A 15,658-nucleotide genomic window follows, 5' to 3' on the forward strand; every position below is an offset into this window, starting at 1 on the left:
GACGAGGCGACCGGCCAGTTCTACCTGCACATCTTCTTCAAGGAACAGCCCGACCTGAACTGGGAGAACGAGAAGGTTCGCGAGGACCTGTACTCCATGGTCCGCTGGTGGCTGGACAAGGGCGTTGACGGCTTCCGTCTGGACGCTATCAACATCATCTCCAAGCCCGAGGGCTTCCCGGATGACCCCTCCACCGACTTTGAGAAGCACACCTCCTCGATTCCGTTCGTCATCTCCAACGGCACCATGGTGCACCCGTGGATGAAGGAGCTCACCCGCGAGACCTTCAGCCGCTACGATGTGATGACCGTGGGCGAGACCAGCGCAACCAGCCCCGAGGACGCTAAGCTGTGGGCTGGCTACCACACCGGTGAGCTGAACATGATCTTCCACTTCGATCACATGGGCGTGGATAACGACCCGAACGGCAAGCTGGGCGGCAAGTGGTCCTACGCGCCGTACAAGCTGACCGAGCTCAAGCGCATCCTGAACGACTGGCAGACCACCCTGGAGGGTAACGCCTGGGGTTCGCTGTACTGGAACAACCACGACCAGCCGCGCGTTGTCTCCCGCTTCGGTAACGATTCGGATGAGTTCCGTACCCTGTCCGCTAAGCAGCTGGCGACCACCCTGCACTTCATGCAGGGCACCCCGTACATTTACCAGGGTGAAGAGCTGGGCATGACCAACGTGAAGTTTGATTCGATTGAGGATTACCGCGATGGTGACTCGATCCGCTTCTACGAGGACATGCACGTTGACCACAAGCGTCTGAGCCACGAAGAGGCGATGCAGGCTATCTACGTCAAGGGCCGCGACAACGCTCGTACCCCGGTTCAGTGGGATGCCTCCGCTAACGGCGGTTTCAGCCCCGAGGGTGTGACCCCGTGGATTGCTGTGAACCCGAACTACCCGACGATTAACGCTGAGGCTGTTCTGGCTGATGAGGATTCGATCTTCTACCACTACCAGCAGCTGGTGGCTCTGCGCCGCGGCAAGCTGAAGGACCTGATGGTTTACGCATCCTTCGCTCCGGTGGATTCGGTTCAGGTTCCGCACAACGAGGACGAGGCTGTGTACGCGTACACCCGTACCGGTGGTGCGGATGGCAGCCCCGCGAACGAGTCTTTGCTGGTTGTTTCGAACTTCACCGCTGAGGAGCAGGAGCGCGACTTTGCTGTGCTTTCTGAGACTCGTGAGGCTGGTGCTCGTGTTGAGCTGGTGAGCTCGAACTACAAGGACGACGCGGGTTCGACCCTGCGCCCCTACGAGGCGAAGGTGTACCACATCGTTCGCTAAGCGCTGTAGCTCGTTGAGTGCTACCGCGTGCCGATAAGGTGATAGACAGCAGAAGGAGGGTGAGGCTTATGCCCCGCCCTCCTTTTGTGTTGTCTCCTGTGTTCTCCCGGCGTGCTTTCTTGGCTCTGTTTAGCTGGCGAATACGAGCTGCAGAATCGGTACGGCGAGCGCAATCATTCCCACGCTGACGACCGCCCCGGCGGCAATGACGGGGGCCGCGGTTCCTTCGTGCCGGTAGTGGGTTTCTAAGATGACGATGTTGGCGGCTGGCGGCAGGACCGCAAGGATGAAGAGCACCTGCGGATGCGCCAGCAGCTGGTCGAAGTGCACGCCCGCCGTATCGTGTGCCCAGCGGGCGAACGCGAGCACGCCGACGCTGTAGACGCTCACGAGTACAGCGCGGAGGAGAGCCCATCCGGTAGCTCGGGTCAAATCGGTGCGGTGCAGTTTGGCGGCACCGAGCCACATGCCCAGAACGATCATTCCGATAAAGCTGAAAACCCAGGTCAGTACCCGGTAGAAGCCCGCCCCGTGCTGGCTCAGGAAGGGGCCGGCGGGTAGACAGAGCAGACCCACTGCCACGGCGATAACGGGCGGGCTGGTACGCAGACCCCGCAGCACCGTGCGGAGGGTTCCGCCACGGCTCCTAGTGGCTCGTGTATCCGGTGCATTGCCCTCCCCTGCCTCGGCATCTGTCTTGAATCCACTGCGTAGTAGCGAGGTGCCCAGGATATTGCCCATGATGGAGTTGCCGATGTACGCGCCAATGTACACGCGCACGGCTTCTTCACCCCAGAATCCGGCAACCACGGGGATGCCGAAGAGTCCCGCGTTCAGGTAGACGAAGGCGAGCTTCTGCACGGGGTCGCCGGTGATGCGCCCGGCACAGAGCACGCCGAGGAGCATCAGCACCATGGTGGAGGCGGCGACAAAGAACAGCTCGGGGCGGCTAGTGGCGACGGTGTAGATGATGACGGCAGGGATAATCCAGCGGGTCAGCAGGGTTGAGGCGCCTTCTTTGAGGCGGGTGCTCCAGCGTTCGGGCAGCAGTAGCGCAAGTCCCAGGCCTAGACCTAGGTAGATGAGTGGGAGGAGGATTCCCATGCTCGTTCCTTTCGCTGTTGCTCTGCTGTTTTTGCCGCGATGGGGCGTGTCTAATAACCCTACCCTGAACCTTCAAGTTGAGGTTGATTATTTTTTCTCTGCTCTTTTCGGATTTTTCGCGTCATATTGCATCATATTCCGCTAAATCCTCGTTTTTTATGCGGTTCGCTTCTAGTCTTGAAATATAGAAAGAATATGTCCTCACCGTATTCTTTCAATCTATCGCCGACACTCATTTTCTCGCATCATTAGACGCGCTGTTGTTTCTTCTCATGCGAGGTTATACGCTCAGGAGCCCGCAATGCAGCAACCGTATCTTTCTTCTCCTCCCGAATCTGGAGGCGTCCCCCACCGCTCCGCAAAGAACCCCGCGAATGCGCAGGGGCAGCACGCCGGTGTGCATATTCCGTGGCGCTCTTCTGCGGCTCCCTCAGCCTCGAATGTTTCGACCGTGGAAGCTGAACCTGTCGCCGTTGATAATGCGCCTGTAGCGCCTATGAGCGGTCCTGAACGTACGTTTAGGGTCCCGCACCCGGTGCTGAGTGCTATCTCATGGCTGATTGCGGCTGCGAGCGCTGCGTGGCTTGTGATTCTGGGCGTCTCTTTGGCGTTGAATGTCGCCTCGGGGGTGAGCCACGATTCTGAGTTCATGATGCTAACCTACGGCGTGTACATGGCGTGCGCATTTGGATTCTGCTGTTTTGGCACGTTTTTTGCTCTGCATTTTGGGTTGGGGTCGAGCGCTCATTGGCGTGATTCGATTCGTCACCCGAACCACCCGCACTAAAAAGGTTTATATCTGGGCGTAGTTTTTCGGCGTGTTTTTTCGGGTATTTTCGGAATGCATTTCTTTTATTTAGACCCCGCGTTTAAAAAATAAATGAGGATTTTTAATACGCCCCAAAACGCTTCTCCCCTTTTCTACACGACTTGATGCAAGAAGCCGCCCGGCGCATCCACAAACAGGATGCACCGGGCGGCTTACTTTTACAGGCCTTGCCTCCGCTATGTTGCGGGTTCGAAGGGGTTGAGGAGTCTAACCGGGAGGCGCTCAAAATCTTTAACGTTGCGCGTTACAAGGGTAAGGCCATGTGCCAGCGCGGTCGCAGCAATCCAGGCGTCATTCTCGGGTGCTTTATCCGGCACGTGAAGTCCTGCGCAACATTCAGCTACAGCTCCGTCAATCACAAGAGTCCGTTTCTGAAATTTCTCTCGGACTGTTGAAAACCACTCACGCAGATATGCGCCTTGCGCCGGATCCTTACGCTCCTTGGCGAGTACTCCACGCTCCAGCTCCATCAAGGTCACGACGCTAATATGGAGCGGCCTATCGGTGTAAACACGAAACCAAGATTCAAAGACGGGGTCAGCTTTACCTCGAGAGAGTTTCCACAGCTCAGAAATGATATTGGTATCTAGCAGATACATCGTTACCCCTAGAACTCTACGACGGGGCGCTGATGCTTGGAGCGTTCAGCCACAGGAAAATCTTCAGGCAGATCTACGTCCTCAGCAGGTTGAGGGTAGTTAGCGAAGAAGTCATAGAGAGAGGACTCCTCCTGCTGGCTACGCGAATACTCTTCGTAGGTCATGAGGACATACGTAGGTTCACCACGCTTAGTGATAATAACGGGTGATTGCTGGGCCTGCTTCTGAGCTTTGGCGAGATTCTGGTTGAACTCGCGGCTCGTCATAACGGTCATGTTTCCCCCTTCTGCTCAGGACGCAGAAAACATAAAGAATGTAACTACGTAGCTACATTATATTTTCCATCTGGTACTACGACAACCCCTCCATCTTCAGACCCGCTATATATCGTTAAGAAGATACAAAGAAGCCGCCCGGTGCATCCACAATCGGATGCACCGGGCGGCTCCTTCACAGGCTCCCAGCTACAAAGCTATGTAGCCCAACGCGGGATTACTCCCACTCAATGGTTCCCGGGGGCTTGGAGGTAACGTCCAGCACCACTCGGTTAACGTCCTTGACCTCGTTCGTAATACGGTTCGAAATCTTAGCCAGCAGGTCGTACGGCAGGCGCGACCAGTCAGCGGTCATTGCGTCTTCCGAAGAGACCGGGCGCAGAACAATCGGGTGGCCGTAGGTACGGCCGTCACCCTGAACACCCACGGAGCGAACGCCAGCCAGCAGAACCACGGGGCACTGCCAGATGTGCTCGTCCTGGCCAGCTGCGGTCAGCTCTTCACGCACGATAGCGTCAGCGGCACGCAGGGTCTCCAGGTTCTCACGGTTAACCTCGCCGACAATGCGGATGCCCAGGCCGGGGCCGGGGAAGGGCTGACGTGCCACGATCTTCTCGGGAACGCCGAGCTCACGACCGATAGCGCGAACCTCGTCCTTGAACAGGGTGCGCAGCGGCTCAACCAGTTCGAAGGTCAGGTCGTCGGGAAGGCCGCCAACGTTGTGGTGGCTCTTAATGTTTGCGGTGCCGTCGCCGCCGCCGGACTCGACAACGTCCGGGTACAGGGTGCCCTGAACCAGGAACTTGATGTCTGCGCCCTCTTCGCCAGCTTCGGCGATCAGCTTACGCTGTGCCTCTTCGAAGGAGCGGATGAACTCGCGGCCGATAGCCTTACGCTTCGCCTCAGGCTCGGTGACACCCTCGAGTGCGGAGAGGAAACGCTCCGACTCGTCAATGGTGATGACCTTAATGCCCATGGATGCTGCGTAGTCCTGCTCGACCTGTTCGCGCTCGCCTTCACGGAGCAGACCGTGGTCGATGAAGAAGCAGGTGAGCTGGTCTCCGACAGCCTTGTGCACGAGTGCAGCTGCCACGGAGGAGTCAACGCCGCCGGAGAGCGCGCAGATGACGCGGTCGCTACCGACCTGCTCGCGGATCTTTGCGACCTGCTCCTCAATAATGTTGTTGGTGGACCAGGTGGGCTTCAGGCCTGCCACATTGTAGAGGAAGTTCTCCAGGGCGACCTGGCCGTAGTCGGAGTGCTTCACCTCGGGGTGCCACTGCACGCCGCCGAGCTTACGGGACTCGTCCACGAATGCTGCCACGGATGCGCCGGGGGTCTTTGCCAGCACCTCGAAGCCTTCGGGGGCTTCGGTCACGGAGTCACCGTGAGACATCCACACGTTCTGGGTGGTGGGGGTGCCGGTGAGGAAGGAGGAGTTCTCAGCGCAGACCACAGCGTCGGTTGCGCCGTATTCGCGCAGACCGGTCTGGGCGACGGTGCCGCCGAGGGTCTGGGCCATCACCTGGAAGCCGTAGCAGATACCGAAGATCGGCACGCCAGCTTCGAAGAGGGCCTTGTCGCCCTTGGGTGCACCATCGGCGTAGACCGAGGAGGGGCCACCGGAGAGCACGATGGCTGCCGGGTTCTTGGCGAGCATCTTCTCGGTGCTCATGGAGTGGGGGACGATTTCGGAGTAGATGCCGGCTTCACGCACGCGACGAGCGATGAGCTGCGCATACTGTGCACCGTAATCTACCACCAGGACGGGACGCTCTTCGAGCTGGTCCAGGTTCACAGAGTTGGTCACGAAAATTACCTCAACGTGTTGGTACTAATCCGCGCACTTGCGCGGGGATATATCTATTTTACGCTATCGCTGTACGCCGCCGACGGCGCGTAGCCGCTCCCCCATCCGGAGGTGCCGCTACATGCTCTAACGAGGGTAGAGCGTGCGTATAGAAAGCACCGCCCGGCGACCGGCAGACCACAACCTGCCAACCGCCAAGCGGTGATTCATGAAGCTACATTAGCCGCGGTACGCGGGAACCACGGTCAGGTCCGCCTTCTGGAACTTCTTCAGGTCCAGGTAACCGCAGTTAGCCATTGCACGCTTGAGCGCACCGACAATGTTGCTGGTGCCGTTCACGTGGTGCGAAGGACCGTACAGGACCTCCTCCAGGGAGCCGACAACACCCAGCGGGGTGCGTACGCCGCGCGGGAAGTCCAGCGAGTGCGCCTCGTTGCCCCAGTACCAGCCCTGGCCGGGAGCCTCGGATGCGCGAGCCAGCGGAGCGCCCAGCATGACAGCGTCAGCGCCCAGTGCGAGCGCCTTCACCATGTCACCGGAGCGGCCCAGGGAGCCGTCAGCGATCACGTGTACGTAGCGGCCGCCGGACTCGTCCAGGTAGTCGGAACGTGCCGCAGCCACGTCGGCGATAGCGGTTGCCATGGGTGCGGAGATGCCCAGGCCCTGGCGGGTGGTCTGTGCGGAACCGCCGCCGAAGCCCACCAGCACGCCGGCTGCGCCGGTACGCATCAGGTGCTTAGCCTGCGAGTAGCCAGCAACGCCACCAACGATGACCGGAACGTCGAGCTCGTAGATGAACTTCTTCAGGTTCAGCGGCTCGTGCGAGGTGGAAATGTGCTCAGCAGAGACGGACGCACCGCGGATGACGAACAGCTCAACGCCCGCCTTCACTACGGTCTCGTAGTGCTCCTGGGTGTTCTGCGGGCTCAGGGAGCCTGCAACGACCACGCCGGAGTCACGGATCTCTTCCAAGCGTGCAGTGATCAGTTCCGGCTTAATCGGCTCGGAGTAAATCTGCTGCATGCGGGTGGTTGCGGAGGCGGGGTCCGCCTCGGGCAGCTCAACAATCTCGTCGAGCAGCGGCTGCGGGTCCTCGTAGCGGGTCCACAGGCCCTCGAGGTTCAGCACGCCCAGGCCACCCAGCTTACCCAGTGCAATGGCGGTCGCCGGGGACATGACCGAGTCCATGGGCGCACCAATGATGGGGGTGTCGAACTTGAAGGCGTCAATCTGCCAGGAGGTGTCGACGTCGCGGCGGTCGCGGGTACGGCGGGTAGGCACCAGCGCCACATCGTCCAGGGAGTAGGTGGGGCGGGCGTTCTTGGAGAGGCCAATCTGAATTTCAGACATGGGGTGAATCCTTTCGAATTCGGTTTGAGGGGTGCCGCTGGGCGTTATTCGCGCCGATGCCCGCCCGATACCTGAACGGGTATAGGGCGGGCTCAACGGCGCATGGTGTGCACACCATGCGGCGAATCATCGTTGGTGAGGCGTTTTAGCGGCGGTAGTTCGGTGCCTCAACGGTCATCATGATGTCGTGCGGGTGCGATTCCTTCAGACCTGCGGGGGTGATGCGCACGAACTGACCCTTGTACTTGAGCTCCTCGATGGTGCGGGAACCGACGTAGAACATGGTCTGGCGCAGGCCGCCTTCGAGCTGGTGAATCACTGCGGAGAGCGGGCCGCGGAAGGGAACCTGACCCTCAATACCCTCGGGGATCAGCTTCTCTTCGCTGGAGACGTCAGCCTGGAAGTAGCGGTCCTTGGAGAAGGACTTGTGGCGGCCGCGGGTCTGCATTGCGCCCAGCGAACCCATGCCGCGGTATGCCTTGTACTGCTTACCGTTCATGAAGATCAGCTCACCGGGGGACTCGGTGGTACCGGCCAGCAGGGAGCCGAGCATCACGGAGTCAGCGCCTGCAACCAGTGCCTTGCCGATCTCGCCGGAGTGCTGCATACCGCCGTCAGCGATCAGCGGCACACCTGCCGGGATTGCTGCCTTAGCGGACTCGTTGATAGCGGTCACCTGGGGAACACCAACACCGGCGATAATGCGGGTGGTGCAGATGGAGCCGGGGCCAACGCCGACCTTCACGCCGTCAGCGCCGGCGTCGATGATTGCCTGTGCACCCAGGCGGGTTGCAGCCTGGCCACCGATGACGTCCACGTGTGCTGCGGCGGGGTCCTTCTTCAGGCGGGCAATCATGTCGAGCACGCCCTGGGAGTGGCCGTTTGCGGTGTCCACGAACAGTGCGTCGACGCCTGCCTCAACCAGGGTCATTGCGCGCTCGTAGCCGTCGCCGAAGAAGCCGATAGCAGCGCCGGCACGCAGGCGGCCGTCCTCGTCCTTGGTGGCCTTGGGGTACTGCTCAGTCTTGACGAAGTCCTTGAGGGTAATCAGACCGGCGAGCTTGCCTGCGTCGTCGATCAGGGGCAGACGCTCAATCTTGTTGTGGGACAGCAGCGCGAATGCTTCGTCCTTGGTGACGCTGGGGTGCGCGGTGACCAGCGGCATGGGGGTCATGATGTCGCGGACGCGAATGCCCTCGTAGTCGGAGCGGGAGATGTAACGGATATCGCGGTTGGTGATGATACCTTCCAGCACGCCCTCTTCACTGACGACGGGCAGACCGGAGACCTTGTAGTAGCCACAGACCTCGTCGTATTCGGCGATGGTTGCGTCAGCACCAATGGTGACGGGGTTGATAATCATGCCGGACTCGGAGCGCTTGACGCGGTCCACGTGTGCAGCCTGGTCCTCGATGGAGAGGTTGCGGTGGATAACGCCCATACCGCCCAGACGTGCCATAGCAATTGCCATAGCGGAGTCGGTCACGGTGTCCATTGCGGCGGAGATGATGGGGGTGTTCAGGGTGATGCGCTTGGACAGGCGGGTGGAGGTGTCCGCATCGGAGGGGATGACGTCGGTGTTGCCGGGCAGCAGCAGCACGTCATCGTAGGTCAGGCCGGTGAAGCCGAAGGGATCCTCGGACAGAGCGGTGGGAATGGTCATTGTCTACCTTTCGGATGCTGGCTTCATCGGTGAGAAGCTCAGCCTATACGTTGCGTATGTCAAGATGCGGTACGACCCGTCTGCTCGCACCCCACAAGGTGGTTTGAGCGCAAACGGGAACAGCTTACCTTCTATAGTAAACCGCTAAAGGTTTCTTTGCTGAGAAGCACTCATAGTAAGCGCCCCCCAGCGGGAGGCTGTCGGCAGGTTCTAACGTCCCCACGAACGCGAGCGCATCCGAGCCTACCGACAGCGAGTGCCCGGTACCGCCTCCATGGTGGAGGGGGGGCGGCACCGGGCACACACACTATTTAGGCTTCTTCAGTTTCTTCGGGCTTCTCAACCACCAGGGTCTCGGTGGTCAGCACCAGAGCCGCGATGGAGGATGCGTTCTGCAGAGCCGAACGGGTCACCTTCACCGGGTCAATCACGCCGGCTTCGATGAGGTCCACGTACTCGCCGGTCTTGGCGTTGAAGCCGTGACCCACGGGCAACTCGGAGACCTTGGAGACGATGACGTAGCCGTCTTCGCCAGCGTTCTCAGCGATCCAGCGCAGCGGCTGAACCAGGGCTCGGCGAACGATCTGTACACCCACGTTTGCGTCGTGGTTGCCCAGGTCCATGCCGTCCAGTGCCTTCAGCGCGTGAACCAGTGCGGAACCGCCACCGGAGACGATGCCCTCTTCCAGAGCGGCACGGGTGGAGGACACAGCGTCCTCGATGCGGTGCTTGCGTTCCTTCGCCTCAACCTCGGTTGCGGCACCGACCTTGATGACGCCCACGCCGCCGGCGAGCTTAGCCAGGCGCTCCTTGAGCTTCTCGCGGTCCCATTCGGAATCCACGCGCTCAATTTCGCGGCGCAGCTGCTGCACGCGGTCCTCGATTGCCTCGGGGTCGCCGCCGTCCACGATGGTGGTGTGGGACTTGGTGACGGTCACGCGGCGTGCCGAGCCCAGGTGCTCCAGGGTGACCTGCGGCAGGTCGATGCCGAGCTCACCGGTCACGACGGTGCCGCCGGTCAGAATTGCCAGGTCCTGCATGATTGCCTTGCGGCGGTCACCGAAACCGGGAGCCTTCAGAGCGACCACGTTGATGGTGCCGCGTAGCTTGTTCACGACCAGTGCGGAGAGCGCCTCACCGTCAACGTCTTCTGCGATGATGGTCAGCGGCTTCTTCGCCTGAACGATCTTCTCGAGCACGGGCATGATTTCTGCGATGGTGGAAATCTTGCCCTGGTAGAGCAGCACGAGGCTGTTCTCCAGCACTGCTTCGCCGCGCTCAGCGTCGGTGACGAAGGATGGCGAGAGGTAGCCCTTGTCGAACTGCATACCTTCGGTGATGTCCAGTTCGATTTCGGTGGAGGAGCCGTCTTCGATGGTGATGACGCCGTCCTGGCCGACCTTCTCGAAGGCGCGAGCCAGCAGCTCACCGATCTGCTCGGACTGGGCGGAGATAGCGGCAACGTGCGCCACCTCGGGGCCCTGCACGGGGCGTGCGTTCTCGAGCAGGCGTGCGGAGACAGCCTCCACAGCAGCCTCAATGCCGCGCTTGACGTCGGCAGGTGCCGCGCCGCTGGTAACGTTGCGCAGGCCCTCGTTGACCAGTGCCTGTGCGAGCACGGTTGCGGTAGTGGTACCGTCACCGGCTACGTCGTTGGTCTTGGTGGCGACTTCCTTCGCCAGCTGGGCGCCCAGGTTCTCGTACGGGTCGTCCAGTTCAATTTCGCGGGCAATGGACACGCCGTCATTGGTGATGACGGGTGCGCCCCACTGCTTGTCGAGCACAACGTTGCGCCCGCGCGGGCCGAGGGTTACCTTGACCGCGTTTGCCAGCTTATCGACGCCAGCCTGCAGGGACTTGCGGGCGGCATCGTTGAATTCAAGCTGCTTAGCCATGTGTTCGCTACTCCTAGTGCGTCACAGAAAGGAAAATTTGAGGGGCAGATGATAGCTCATGCGCCGTACCGGATGAGCGGTACGGCGCATGAGCATCTGAAAGTATTAGTCGACGATTGCCAGAACGTCGCGTGCGGAGAGAATCAGGTACTCTTCGCCCTGGTACTTGACCTCGGTGCCACCGTAGCGGGAGAACACGACAACGTCGCCTTCCTTGATGTCTACGGGAATGCGGTTGCCCTTCTCATCCACGCGGCCCGGGCCAACGGCGACAACGCGTGCTTCCTGCGGCTTTTCCTTCGCAGTTTCGGGGATGACCAGACCGGATGCGGTGGTCTGCTCAGCCTGCTCGATCTTGATAACGACGCGGTCTTCCAGGGGCTTGATAGCCATAATCGGTTCCTCCGGGTTGTGGATTTACGTTTGATGCGAGACAGCGGCGCAGTGGCGCGCCCGATGACTGTCTCGAGTGCTACCTCAACTCTAGTTTCACCTGTGCTTTCGGTCAAGAAAAGCGCCCCTCTGCCGGGGTGTTTCACCGCAAGGCGAACGCTGAGCAAAAAGCTGGGCAAATCGGGCTCCTCACCTCTCAAAACCGGCACCCCGTAAAATGAGGAGCATGCCTATTCCCGCATCCCCTTTTACACCCGTCGCCGAGCTTCCGTTCAGCGCCGAAGCGCTCGCGGCAGCCGACGAGCTCTACCCGCTGGGCTCGGATACGCTCAGCGCCGTTACTTCTTTGCGTTCGCGAGGTTTTAGCCCCGAGGAGTCTGCACAGATTATTTCGCTGGCGCAGGCTCGTACCCGTGCGCGTGCCAAGTTCGGCGAGCGCGCCCGCACGCTCATGCTGACTCAGGAGGCTGCGGAGCAGGCGACCCGCCCGGTGATTGCGCACTATCGCGCTCAGCGTCTGCGCCCGGTTGCCGGCACGGTGGCTGATTTGGGTTGCGGTATCGCCTCGGATTCTGCCGTGTATGCGGCGGATCGCGGTGCCGTGGTCGCGGTGGAGCTGGACCCGTTGACCGCTTCTTTTGCGGCGAAGAACCTTGAGTTTTGCCCGCAGGCGCGCGTGTATTCGGGGGATGTGACCGATTATGTGCACGGTGAGCTTCTGGACGCTGCCGGTGAGCCGGTGGGCATTGTGTGGATGGACCCGGCACGCCGCGAGTTGCGCGGCGCTAAGAAGGCTCAGACGGAGCGTCTTTTTGATCCGGAGGCGTTCTCTCCCCCGTTCTCGTTCGTACTGAATCTGGCTCGTACGGGCGTGCCGATGGGCGTGAAGTTGGGCCCCGGTTTTCCGCATGAGGGCATCCCCTCCCCCGAGGATATTGCTTCGGAGGCGAACCCCACCCCGCGTGTTGAGGCGGAGTGGATCCAGTCGGAGGGTTCTCTCGCCGAGTTGGTGCTCTGGTTTAACGCGCTGGCTCAGGAGGGGGTGGCTCGCACGGCAACCTCTGTGCATGAAACCCCTGCGCGCGAGCTGCCCGCGGAAGAGGCTACCCCTAACGAAGGCTCCCACGGAGGCTCTGCCGAAACCAGCGCCCTGTTGCCGCCCTACGAGGCGGTGAGCTTCCGTAGCCCCCTGACGGCGGAAGAGGCGCAGCAGAGCGTTGAAGTTCCGGCGTCCTTGCCGCAGCCGGGTGAATACCTGTTGGAGCCTGCCCCGGCGATTGTGCGCTCGCATCTGGTCGCTGAGTTTGCGCAGAGTATTGGCGCGCATCTGCTGGATGAGCACCTGGCGTACCTATGTTCTGCCGAGCCGGTGGAGCATCCGCTGGTTGCCTGCTACGAGGTGCTGGAGGAGATTCCCCTGCAGGAGAAGCAGCTGAAGCGTTGGGTGCGTGAGCAGGGCTTTACGGCGCTGACGATTAAGAAGCGTGGCGTGGATATTGTTCCGGAGCAATTGCGTGCGCGTCTGCTGGGTTCTGCGGGTTCTAAGCCTTCCAAGAAGAAACAGAAAAAGAACGCTAATTCTTCTTTGAGTGCACAGGAGGGTACGCAGGAATCCTCGTACCGTCCGGCAACGCTGGTCTTTACCCGTATCGGTTCGGGTAGGGATTCACGCCGCGTCGGCTGGCATGTGCGCCCGCTCTAACCTCGCCAGCCCCGGCCACCCATCCCTAACTACCCAGCACTGACGGCCCAGACCCGACTGCCCAGACCCGAGGACGGGTTACCGTTCGTGACGATTCATGACGTTTCCCGTTCCGGATTCTGCACTCGACAGAGCACCGGGCACCGCAAGACCGTACACTAGATACGGTGCTTAGTAGAGGTACTCCCCCAAGGAGCTAGCTCTCACCGGCTAGCGCACAGCCGGGTAGAGCCCACCGATAATAACTTCCATAGTCGGCACCATGCACGACCCTATTTCCAGACGCAGGAAAGGCAATATGATCGACTTTGCTACCTCCCCGCAGTCCACTCTCGGCGTGGAATGGGAGATTGCGCTCATCGACCGTGAAAGCGGCGCACTGACCCAGCGCGCCAGCGAGGTGCTATCCATCCTGCGCGAGCGCCGCCCCGAACTGCTTGAGCCCGCCTCCGACCGGGCGCACGTGACCGGCGAATTCCTGGAGAACACCGTCGAGGTGGTGACCGGCATCTGCCGCACCGTCGCTGAGGCGTGCCGTCAGCTGCAGGATTTGACGGATACCCTGCGCGACATCACCGATGAGCTCGGCATTGAGTTCTACCCCGCCGGCACTCACCCCTTCTCCCACTGGGCTGACCAGCCGGTTGTGGCGAAGGAACGCTACCAGCGCGTGGTCGAGCGCGCCCAGTATTGGGGCCGCCACATGGTCATTTACGGTGTGCACGTGCACGTGGGTGTTGACTCCCGCGATAAGGTTCTGCCGCTTATTGACGCGCTGACCAACTATGGACCGCATCTGCTGGCGCTTTCGTGCTCTTCCCCGTACTGGGATGGAGTCGATACCGGTTACGCTTCGCACCGCACCCAGCTTTACCAGCAGCTGCCCACGAACGGTCTGCCCTTCCACTTTGACACCTGGGAGCAGTACAGCGAGTACCTGGAGTCGCTCGTGGCGACCGACGTGATCAACGACCCGAGCGAGGACCGTTGGGATGTTCGCCCGGTTCCGCGTTACGGCACTATTGAGATGCGCTATTGCGATGGCCTCGCGTCCCTGCCGGATGTTGCGGCAATCGTGGCGTTCACGCAGTGCCTGGTGGAGTACTTCTCCCGCCAGATTGAGGCGGGTGAAAGCATTGAGGTGCTCGCCCCATGGCATGCTCAGGAGAATAAGTGGCGCGTCGCCCGCTACGGCCTGGACGCTAAGATCGTGGTCTCTAACGAGCCGGCACAGCGTACCCTGCGTGAAGATTTTGAGCTGCTTCTGCCCAAGCTGGAGCCGGTAGCACGCGACCTTGACTGCGAGGTAGAGCTGGCGCAGGTACGCCGCATCCTCGCCGAGGGTACAGGTGCGGATCGTCAGCGTGCAGTCTTTGAGAAGGCCGGCTCTCTGCGTGAGGTAGTGCTGGATGTTGCCGCGCAGTCCCGTGCGCGAGCACTGCGTTAGAGCCGCTCCCCCGCCCCCCCCGTAGCTAAAGTTTGAATACAGAAAATGCCTCGGCGCAGTCCTTTGTGAGACTGTGCCGAGGCATTTCTATGAGCATTTTCGAGGCAAGCCGCATCAACGCGCTCGCGCTAGTGACCCCTGTAGAGGCAGCCTGTTTAGAAGTAGCCCGCTTAGAAACAAACCGTGGTCACCGGCAGCGAGGAGTCCGTCGTGAAGTCCACACCCGAGGGCTCACGACCGGCAGCGACCAGGCGGGCACCCAGCGCCGCAACCATCGCGCCGTTATCGGTGCACAGGGTGAACTTCGGGATAATCAGGCGCACCCCCTCGGAGGCGCATCGGGCGGCAAGCAGCTCACGCAGGCGCGAGTTAGCCGCCACGCCACCACCGAGCAACAGGGTCTTCATGCCCTGCTCACGGCAAGCCAGCATCGCCTTCTTGGTGATGACGTCCACGACAGCCTCCTGGAAGGACGCGGCGATATCGGCAACCGGGACCTCTTCACCGGCGGCCTCAAAGCTCTCAATCACGCGCGCCACGGCGGTCTTCAGGCCCGAGAAGGAGAAATCGTAGCGGTGCGCGCCGGGCTCCTCGGCGGTGCCCATAAACTTGCGGTTCGACAGGCCGCGCGGGAACACGAAGGCGTTGCGGTTACCCTCGGCGGCGGCGCGGTCAATCGCGGGGCCGCCCGGGTAGTCCAGGCCGAGCAGTCGGGCGACCTTGTCGTAGGCCTCGCCTGCGGCATCGTCGAGGGTCGCGCCGAGCAGGCGCACATCGGAGGTAATGTCTCGCACCTGCAGGATTTCGGTGTGACCGCCAGAGACCAGCAGCGCACCCAGACCACCGGAACCGGCATTCGCCAGCAGGTCGGAGCCGTCTTCGGTGCCGTTGTCCTCCAGCAGGCCAACGCCAACGTGGGCGACCAGGTGGTTAATGCCGTAGAGGGGCTTGCCGGTGGCAATAGCGAGCGCCTTCGCCGCGGAGACACCCACCATGAGTGCGCCCGCCAGGCCGGGGCCAGCGGTGACGGCGATAGCGTCCACCTGATCGAGGGTGATGTCCGCTTCGGCAAGTGCCGCTTTGAGGGCGGGAATCATGGCGTCCAGGTGAGCGCGGGAGGCGATTTCGGGGATCACGCCGCCAAAGCGCACGTGCTCTTCCATGGAGGAGGAGATGGTGTTGCTGAGCAGCTGTGCACCGTGCACAATGCCGATTCCGGTCTCGTCGCAGGAGGATTCGATGCCCAGAACGAGGGGTTCGCGAGTGCTCATAGTTCATCTTTCTGTTGCGCT

Annotated in this window: 13 protein-coding genes; 4 read left to right on the forward strand and 9 right to left on the reverse strand. The window is 61.2% G+C overall.

Annotated features, from left to right (window positions below; translation table 11 throughout):
- Positions 1-1,299: alpha-amylase family glycosyl hydrolase (locus tag HMPREF2971_RS01705; RefSeq protein WP_070690889.1), on the forward strand; the 1,299-nt coding region annotated here is incomplete at its 5' end.
- 129 nt (positions 1,300-1,428) lie between these two features.
- Here HMPREF2971_RS01705 and HMPREF2971_RS01710 read toward each other — a convergent pair.
- Positions 1,429-2,403 (reverse strand): AEC family transporter, encoded by a 975-nt coding sequence (locus tag HMPREF2971_RS01710; RefSeq protein WP_070690892.1) that lies wholly within the window; start codon positions 2,401-2,403, stop codon positions 1,429-1,431.
- A 301-nt stretch (positions 2,404-2,704) separates the two neighbouring features.
- On the opposite strand from HMPREF2971_RS01710, the gene HMPREF2971_RS09195 reads away from it, so the two are divergent.
- Positions 2,705-3,190: a hypothetical protein gene (locus HMPREF2971_RS09195; RefSeq protein ID WP_141755846.1), complete on the forward strand. Its 486-nt coding sequence runs from the start codon at positions 2,705-2,707 to the stop codon at positions 3,188-3,190.
- Positions 3,191-3,408: 218 nt separating this feature from the next.
- Here the strand turns inward: HMPREF2971_RS09195 and HMPREF2971_RS01715 are convergent, their stop codons facing one another.
- From HMPREF2971_RS01715 to groES, 7 genes are all read right to left on the reverse strand, one after another.
- Positions 3,409-3,831: a type II toxin-antitoxin system VapC family toxin gene (locus HMPREF2971_RS01715; RefSeq protein ID WP_070690896.1), complete on the reverse strand. Its 423-nt coding sequence runs from the start codon at positions 3,829-3,831 to the stop codon at positions 3,409-3,411.
- 8 nt (positions 3,832-3,839) lie between these two features.
- Positions 3,840-4,106, reverse strand: coding sequence for a type II toxin-antitoxin system Phd/YefM family antitoxin (locus tag HMPREF2971_RS01720; RefSeq protein WP_070690898.1), 267 nt, complete (start codon positions 4,104-4,106; stop codon positions 3,840-3,842).
- 217 nt (positions 4,107-4,323) lie between these two features.
- Positions 4,324-5,916: a glutamine-hydrolyzing GMP synthase gene (gene guaA, locus HMPREF2971_RS01725; RefSeq protein ID WP_049331985.1), complete on the reverse strand. Its 1,593-nt coding sequence runs from the start codon at positions 5,914-5,916 to the stop codon at positions 4,324-4,326.
- Positions 5,917-6,135: 219 nt separating this feature from the next.
- Positions 6,136-7,266: a GuaB3 family IMP dehydrogenase-related protein gene (locus HMPREF2971_RS01730; RefSeq protein WP_005505070.1), complete on the reverse strand. Its 1,131-nt coding sequence runs from the start codon at positions 7,264-7,266 to the stop codon at positions 6,136-6,138.
- 145 nt (positions 7,267-7,411) lie between these two features.
- Positions 7,412-8,929, reverse strand: coding sequence for an IMP dehydrogenase (gene guaB / locus HMPREF2971_RS01735; RefSeq protein ID WP_070690901.1), 1,518 nt, complete (start codon positions 8,927-8,929; stop codon positions 7,412-7,414).
- A 311-nt stretch (positions 8,930-9,240) separates the two neighbouring features.
- Entirely contained in the window at positions 9,241-10,824 is a 1,584-nt protein-coding gene (gene groL / locus HMPREF2971_RS01740) for a chaperonin GroEL (protein ID WP_070690905.1), read from the reverse strand.
- 105 nt (positions 10,825-10,929) lie between these two features.
- Positions 10,930-11,217, reverse strand: coding sequence for a co-chaperone GroES (gene groES / locus HMPREF2971_RS01745; RefSeq protein ID WP_005505066.1), 288 nt, complete (start codon positions 11,215-11,217; stop codon positions 10,930-10,932).
- A 226-nt stretch (positions 11,218-11,443) separates the two neighbouring features.
- Between groES and HMPREF2971_RS01750 the strand changes: the two genes are divergently transcribed.
- Positions 11,444-12,919 carry a class I SAM-dependent methyltransferase gene (locus HMPREF2971_RS01750; protein WP_246825014.1) on the forward strand — a complete coding sequence of 492 codons (1,476 nt, stop codon included), beginning with the start codon at positions 11,444-11,446 and terminating at the stop codon, positions 12,917-12,919.
- 298 nt (positions 12,920-13,217) lie between these two features.
- On the forward strand, positions 13,218-14,366 hold the full coding sequence (locus HMPREF2971_RS01755; protein ID WP_070690912.1) for a glutamate--cysteine ligase: 1,149 nt from the start codon (positions 13,218-13,220) through the stop codon (positions 14,364-14,366).
- Positions 14,367-14,536: 170 nt separating this feature from the next.
- Here the strand turns inward: HMPREF2971_RS01755 and tsaD are convergent, their stop codons facing one another.
- The gene (gene tsaD / locus HMPREF2971_RS01760; RefSeq protein WP_049341808.1) at positions 14,537-15,637 is read right to left on the reverse strand and encodes a tRNA (adenosine(37)-N6)-threonylcarbamoyltransferase complex transferase subunit TsaD; all 1,101 of its coding nucleotides are present in this window, start codon (positions 15,635-15,637) and stop codon (positions 14,537-14,539) included.
- Positions 15,638-15,658 lie beyond the last annotated feature (21 nt).

It is taken from the genome of Rothia sp. HMSC066G07 (assembly GCF_001814485.1).
Classification (GTDB): Bacteria; Actinomycetota; Actinomycetes; order Actinomycetales; family Micrococcaceae; genus Rothia.

What these genes read in the sequence shown, in the direction of transcription:
- HMPREF2971_RS01710 (WP_070690892.1), bottom strand. Translation starts at nt 2,403, where the DNA reads ATGGGAATCCTCCTCCCACTCATCTACCTAGGTCTAGGCCTGGGACTT.
- HMPREF2971_RS09195 (WP_141755846.1), top strand. Translation starts at nt 2,705, where the DNA reads ATGCAGCAACCGTATCTTTCTTCTCCTCCCGAATCTGGAGGCGTCCCC.
- HMPREF2971_RS01715 (WP_070690896.1), bottom strand. Translation starts at nt 3,831, where the DNA reads ATGTATCTGCTAGATACCAATATCATTTCTGAGCTGTGGAAACTCTCT.
- HMPREF2971_RS01720 (WP_070690898.1), bottom strand. Translation starts at nt 4,106, where the DNA reads ATGACCGTTATGACGAGCCGCGAGTTCAACCAGAATCTCGCCAAAGCT.
- HMPREF2971_RS01730 (WP_005505070.1), bottom strand. Translation starts at nt 7,266, where the DNA reads ATGTCTGAAATTCAGATTGGCCTCTCCAAGAACGCCCGCCCCACCTAC.
- guaB (WP_070690901.1), bottom strand. Translation starts at nt 8,929, where the DNA reads ATGACCATTCCCACCGCTCTGTCCGAGGATCCCTTCGGCTTCACCGGC.
- groL (WP_070690905.1), bottom strand. Translation starts at nt 10,824, where the DNA reads ATGGCTAAGCAGCTTGAATTCAACGATGCCGCCCGCAAGTCCCTGCAG.
- groES (WP_005505066.1), bottom strand. Translation starts at nt 11,217, where the DNA reads ATGGCTATCAAGCCCCTGGAAGACCGCGTCGTTATCAAGATCGAGCAG.
- HMPREF2971_RS01750 (WP_246825014.1), top strand. Translation starts at nt 11,444, where the DNA reads ATGCCTATTCCCGCATCCCCTTTTACACCCGTCGCCGAGCTTCCGTTC.
- HMPREF2971_RS01755 (WP_070690912.1), top strand. Translation starts at nt 13,218, where the DNA reads ATGATCGACTTTGCTACCTCCCCGCAGTCCACTCTCGGCGTGGAATGG.
- tsaD (WP_049341808.1), bottom strand. Translation starts at nt 15,637, where the DNA reads ATGAGCACTCGCGAACCCCTCGTTCTGGGCATCGAATCCTCCTGCGAC.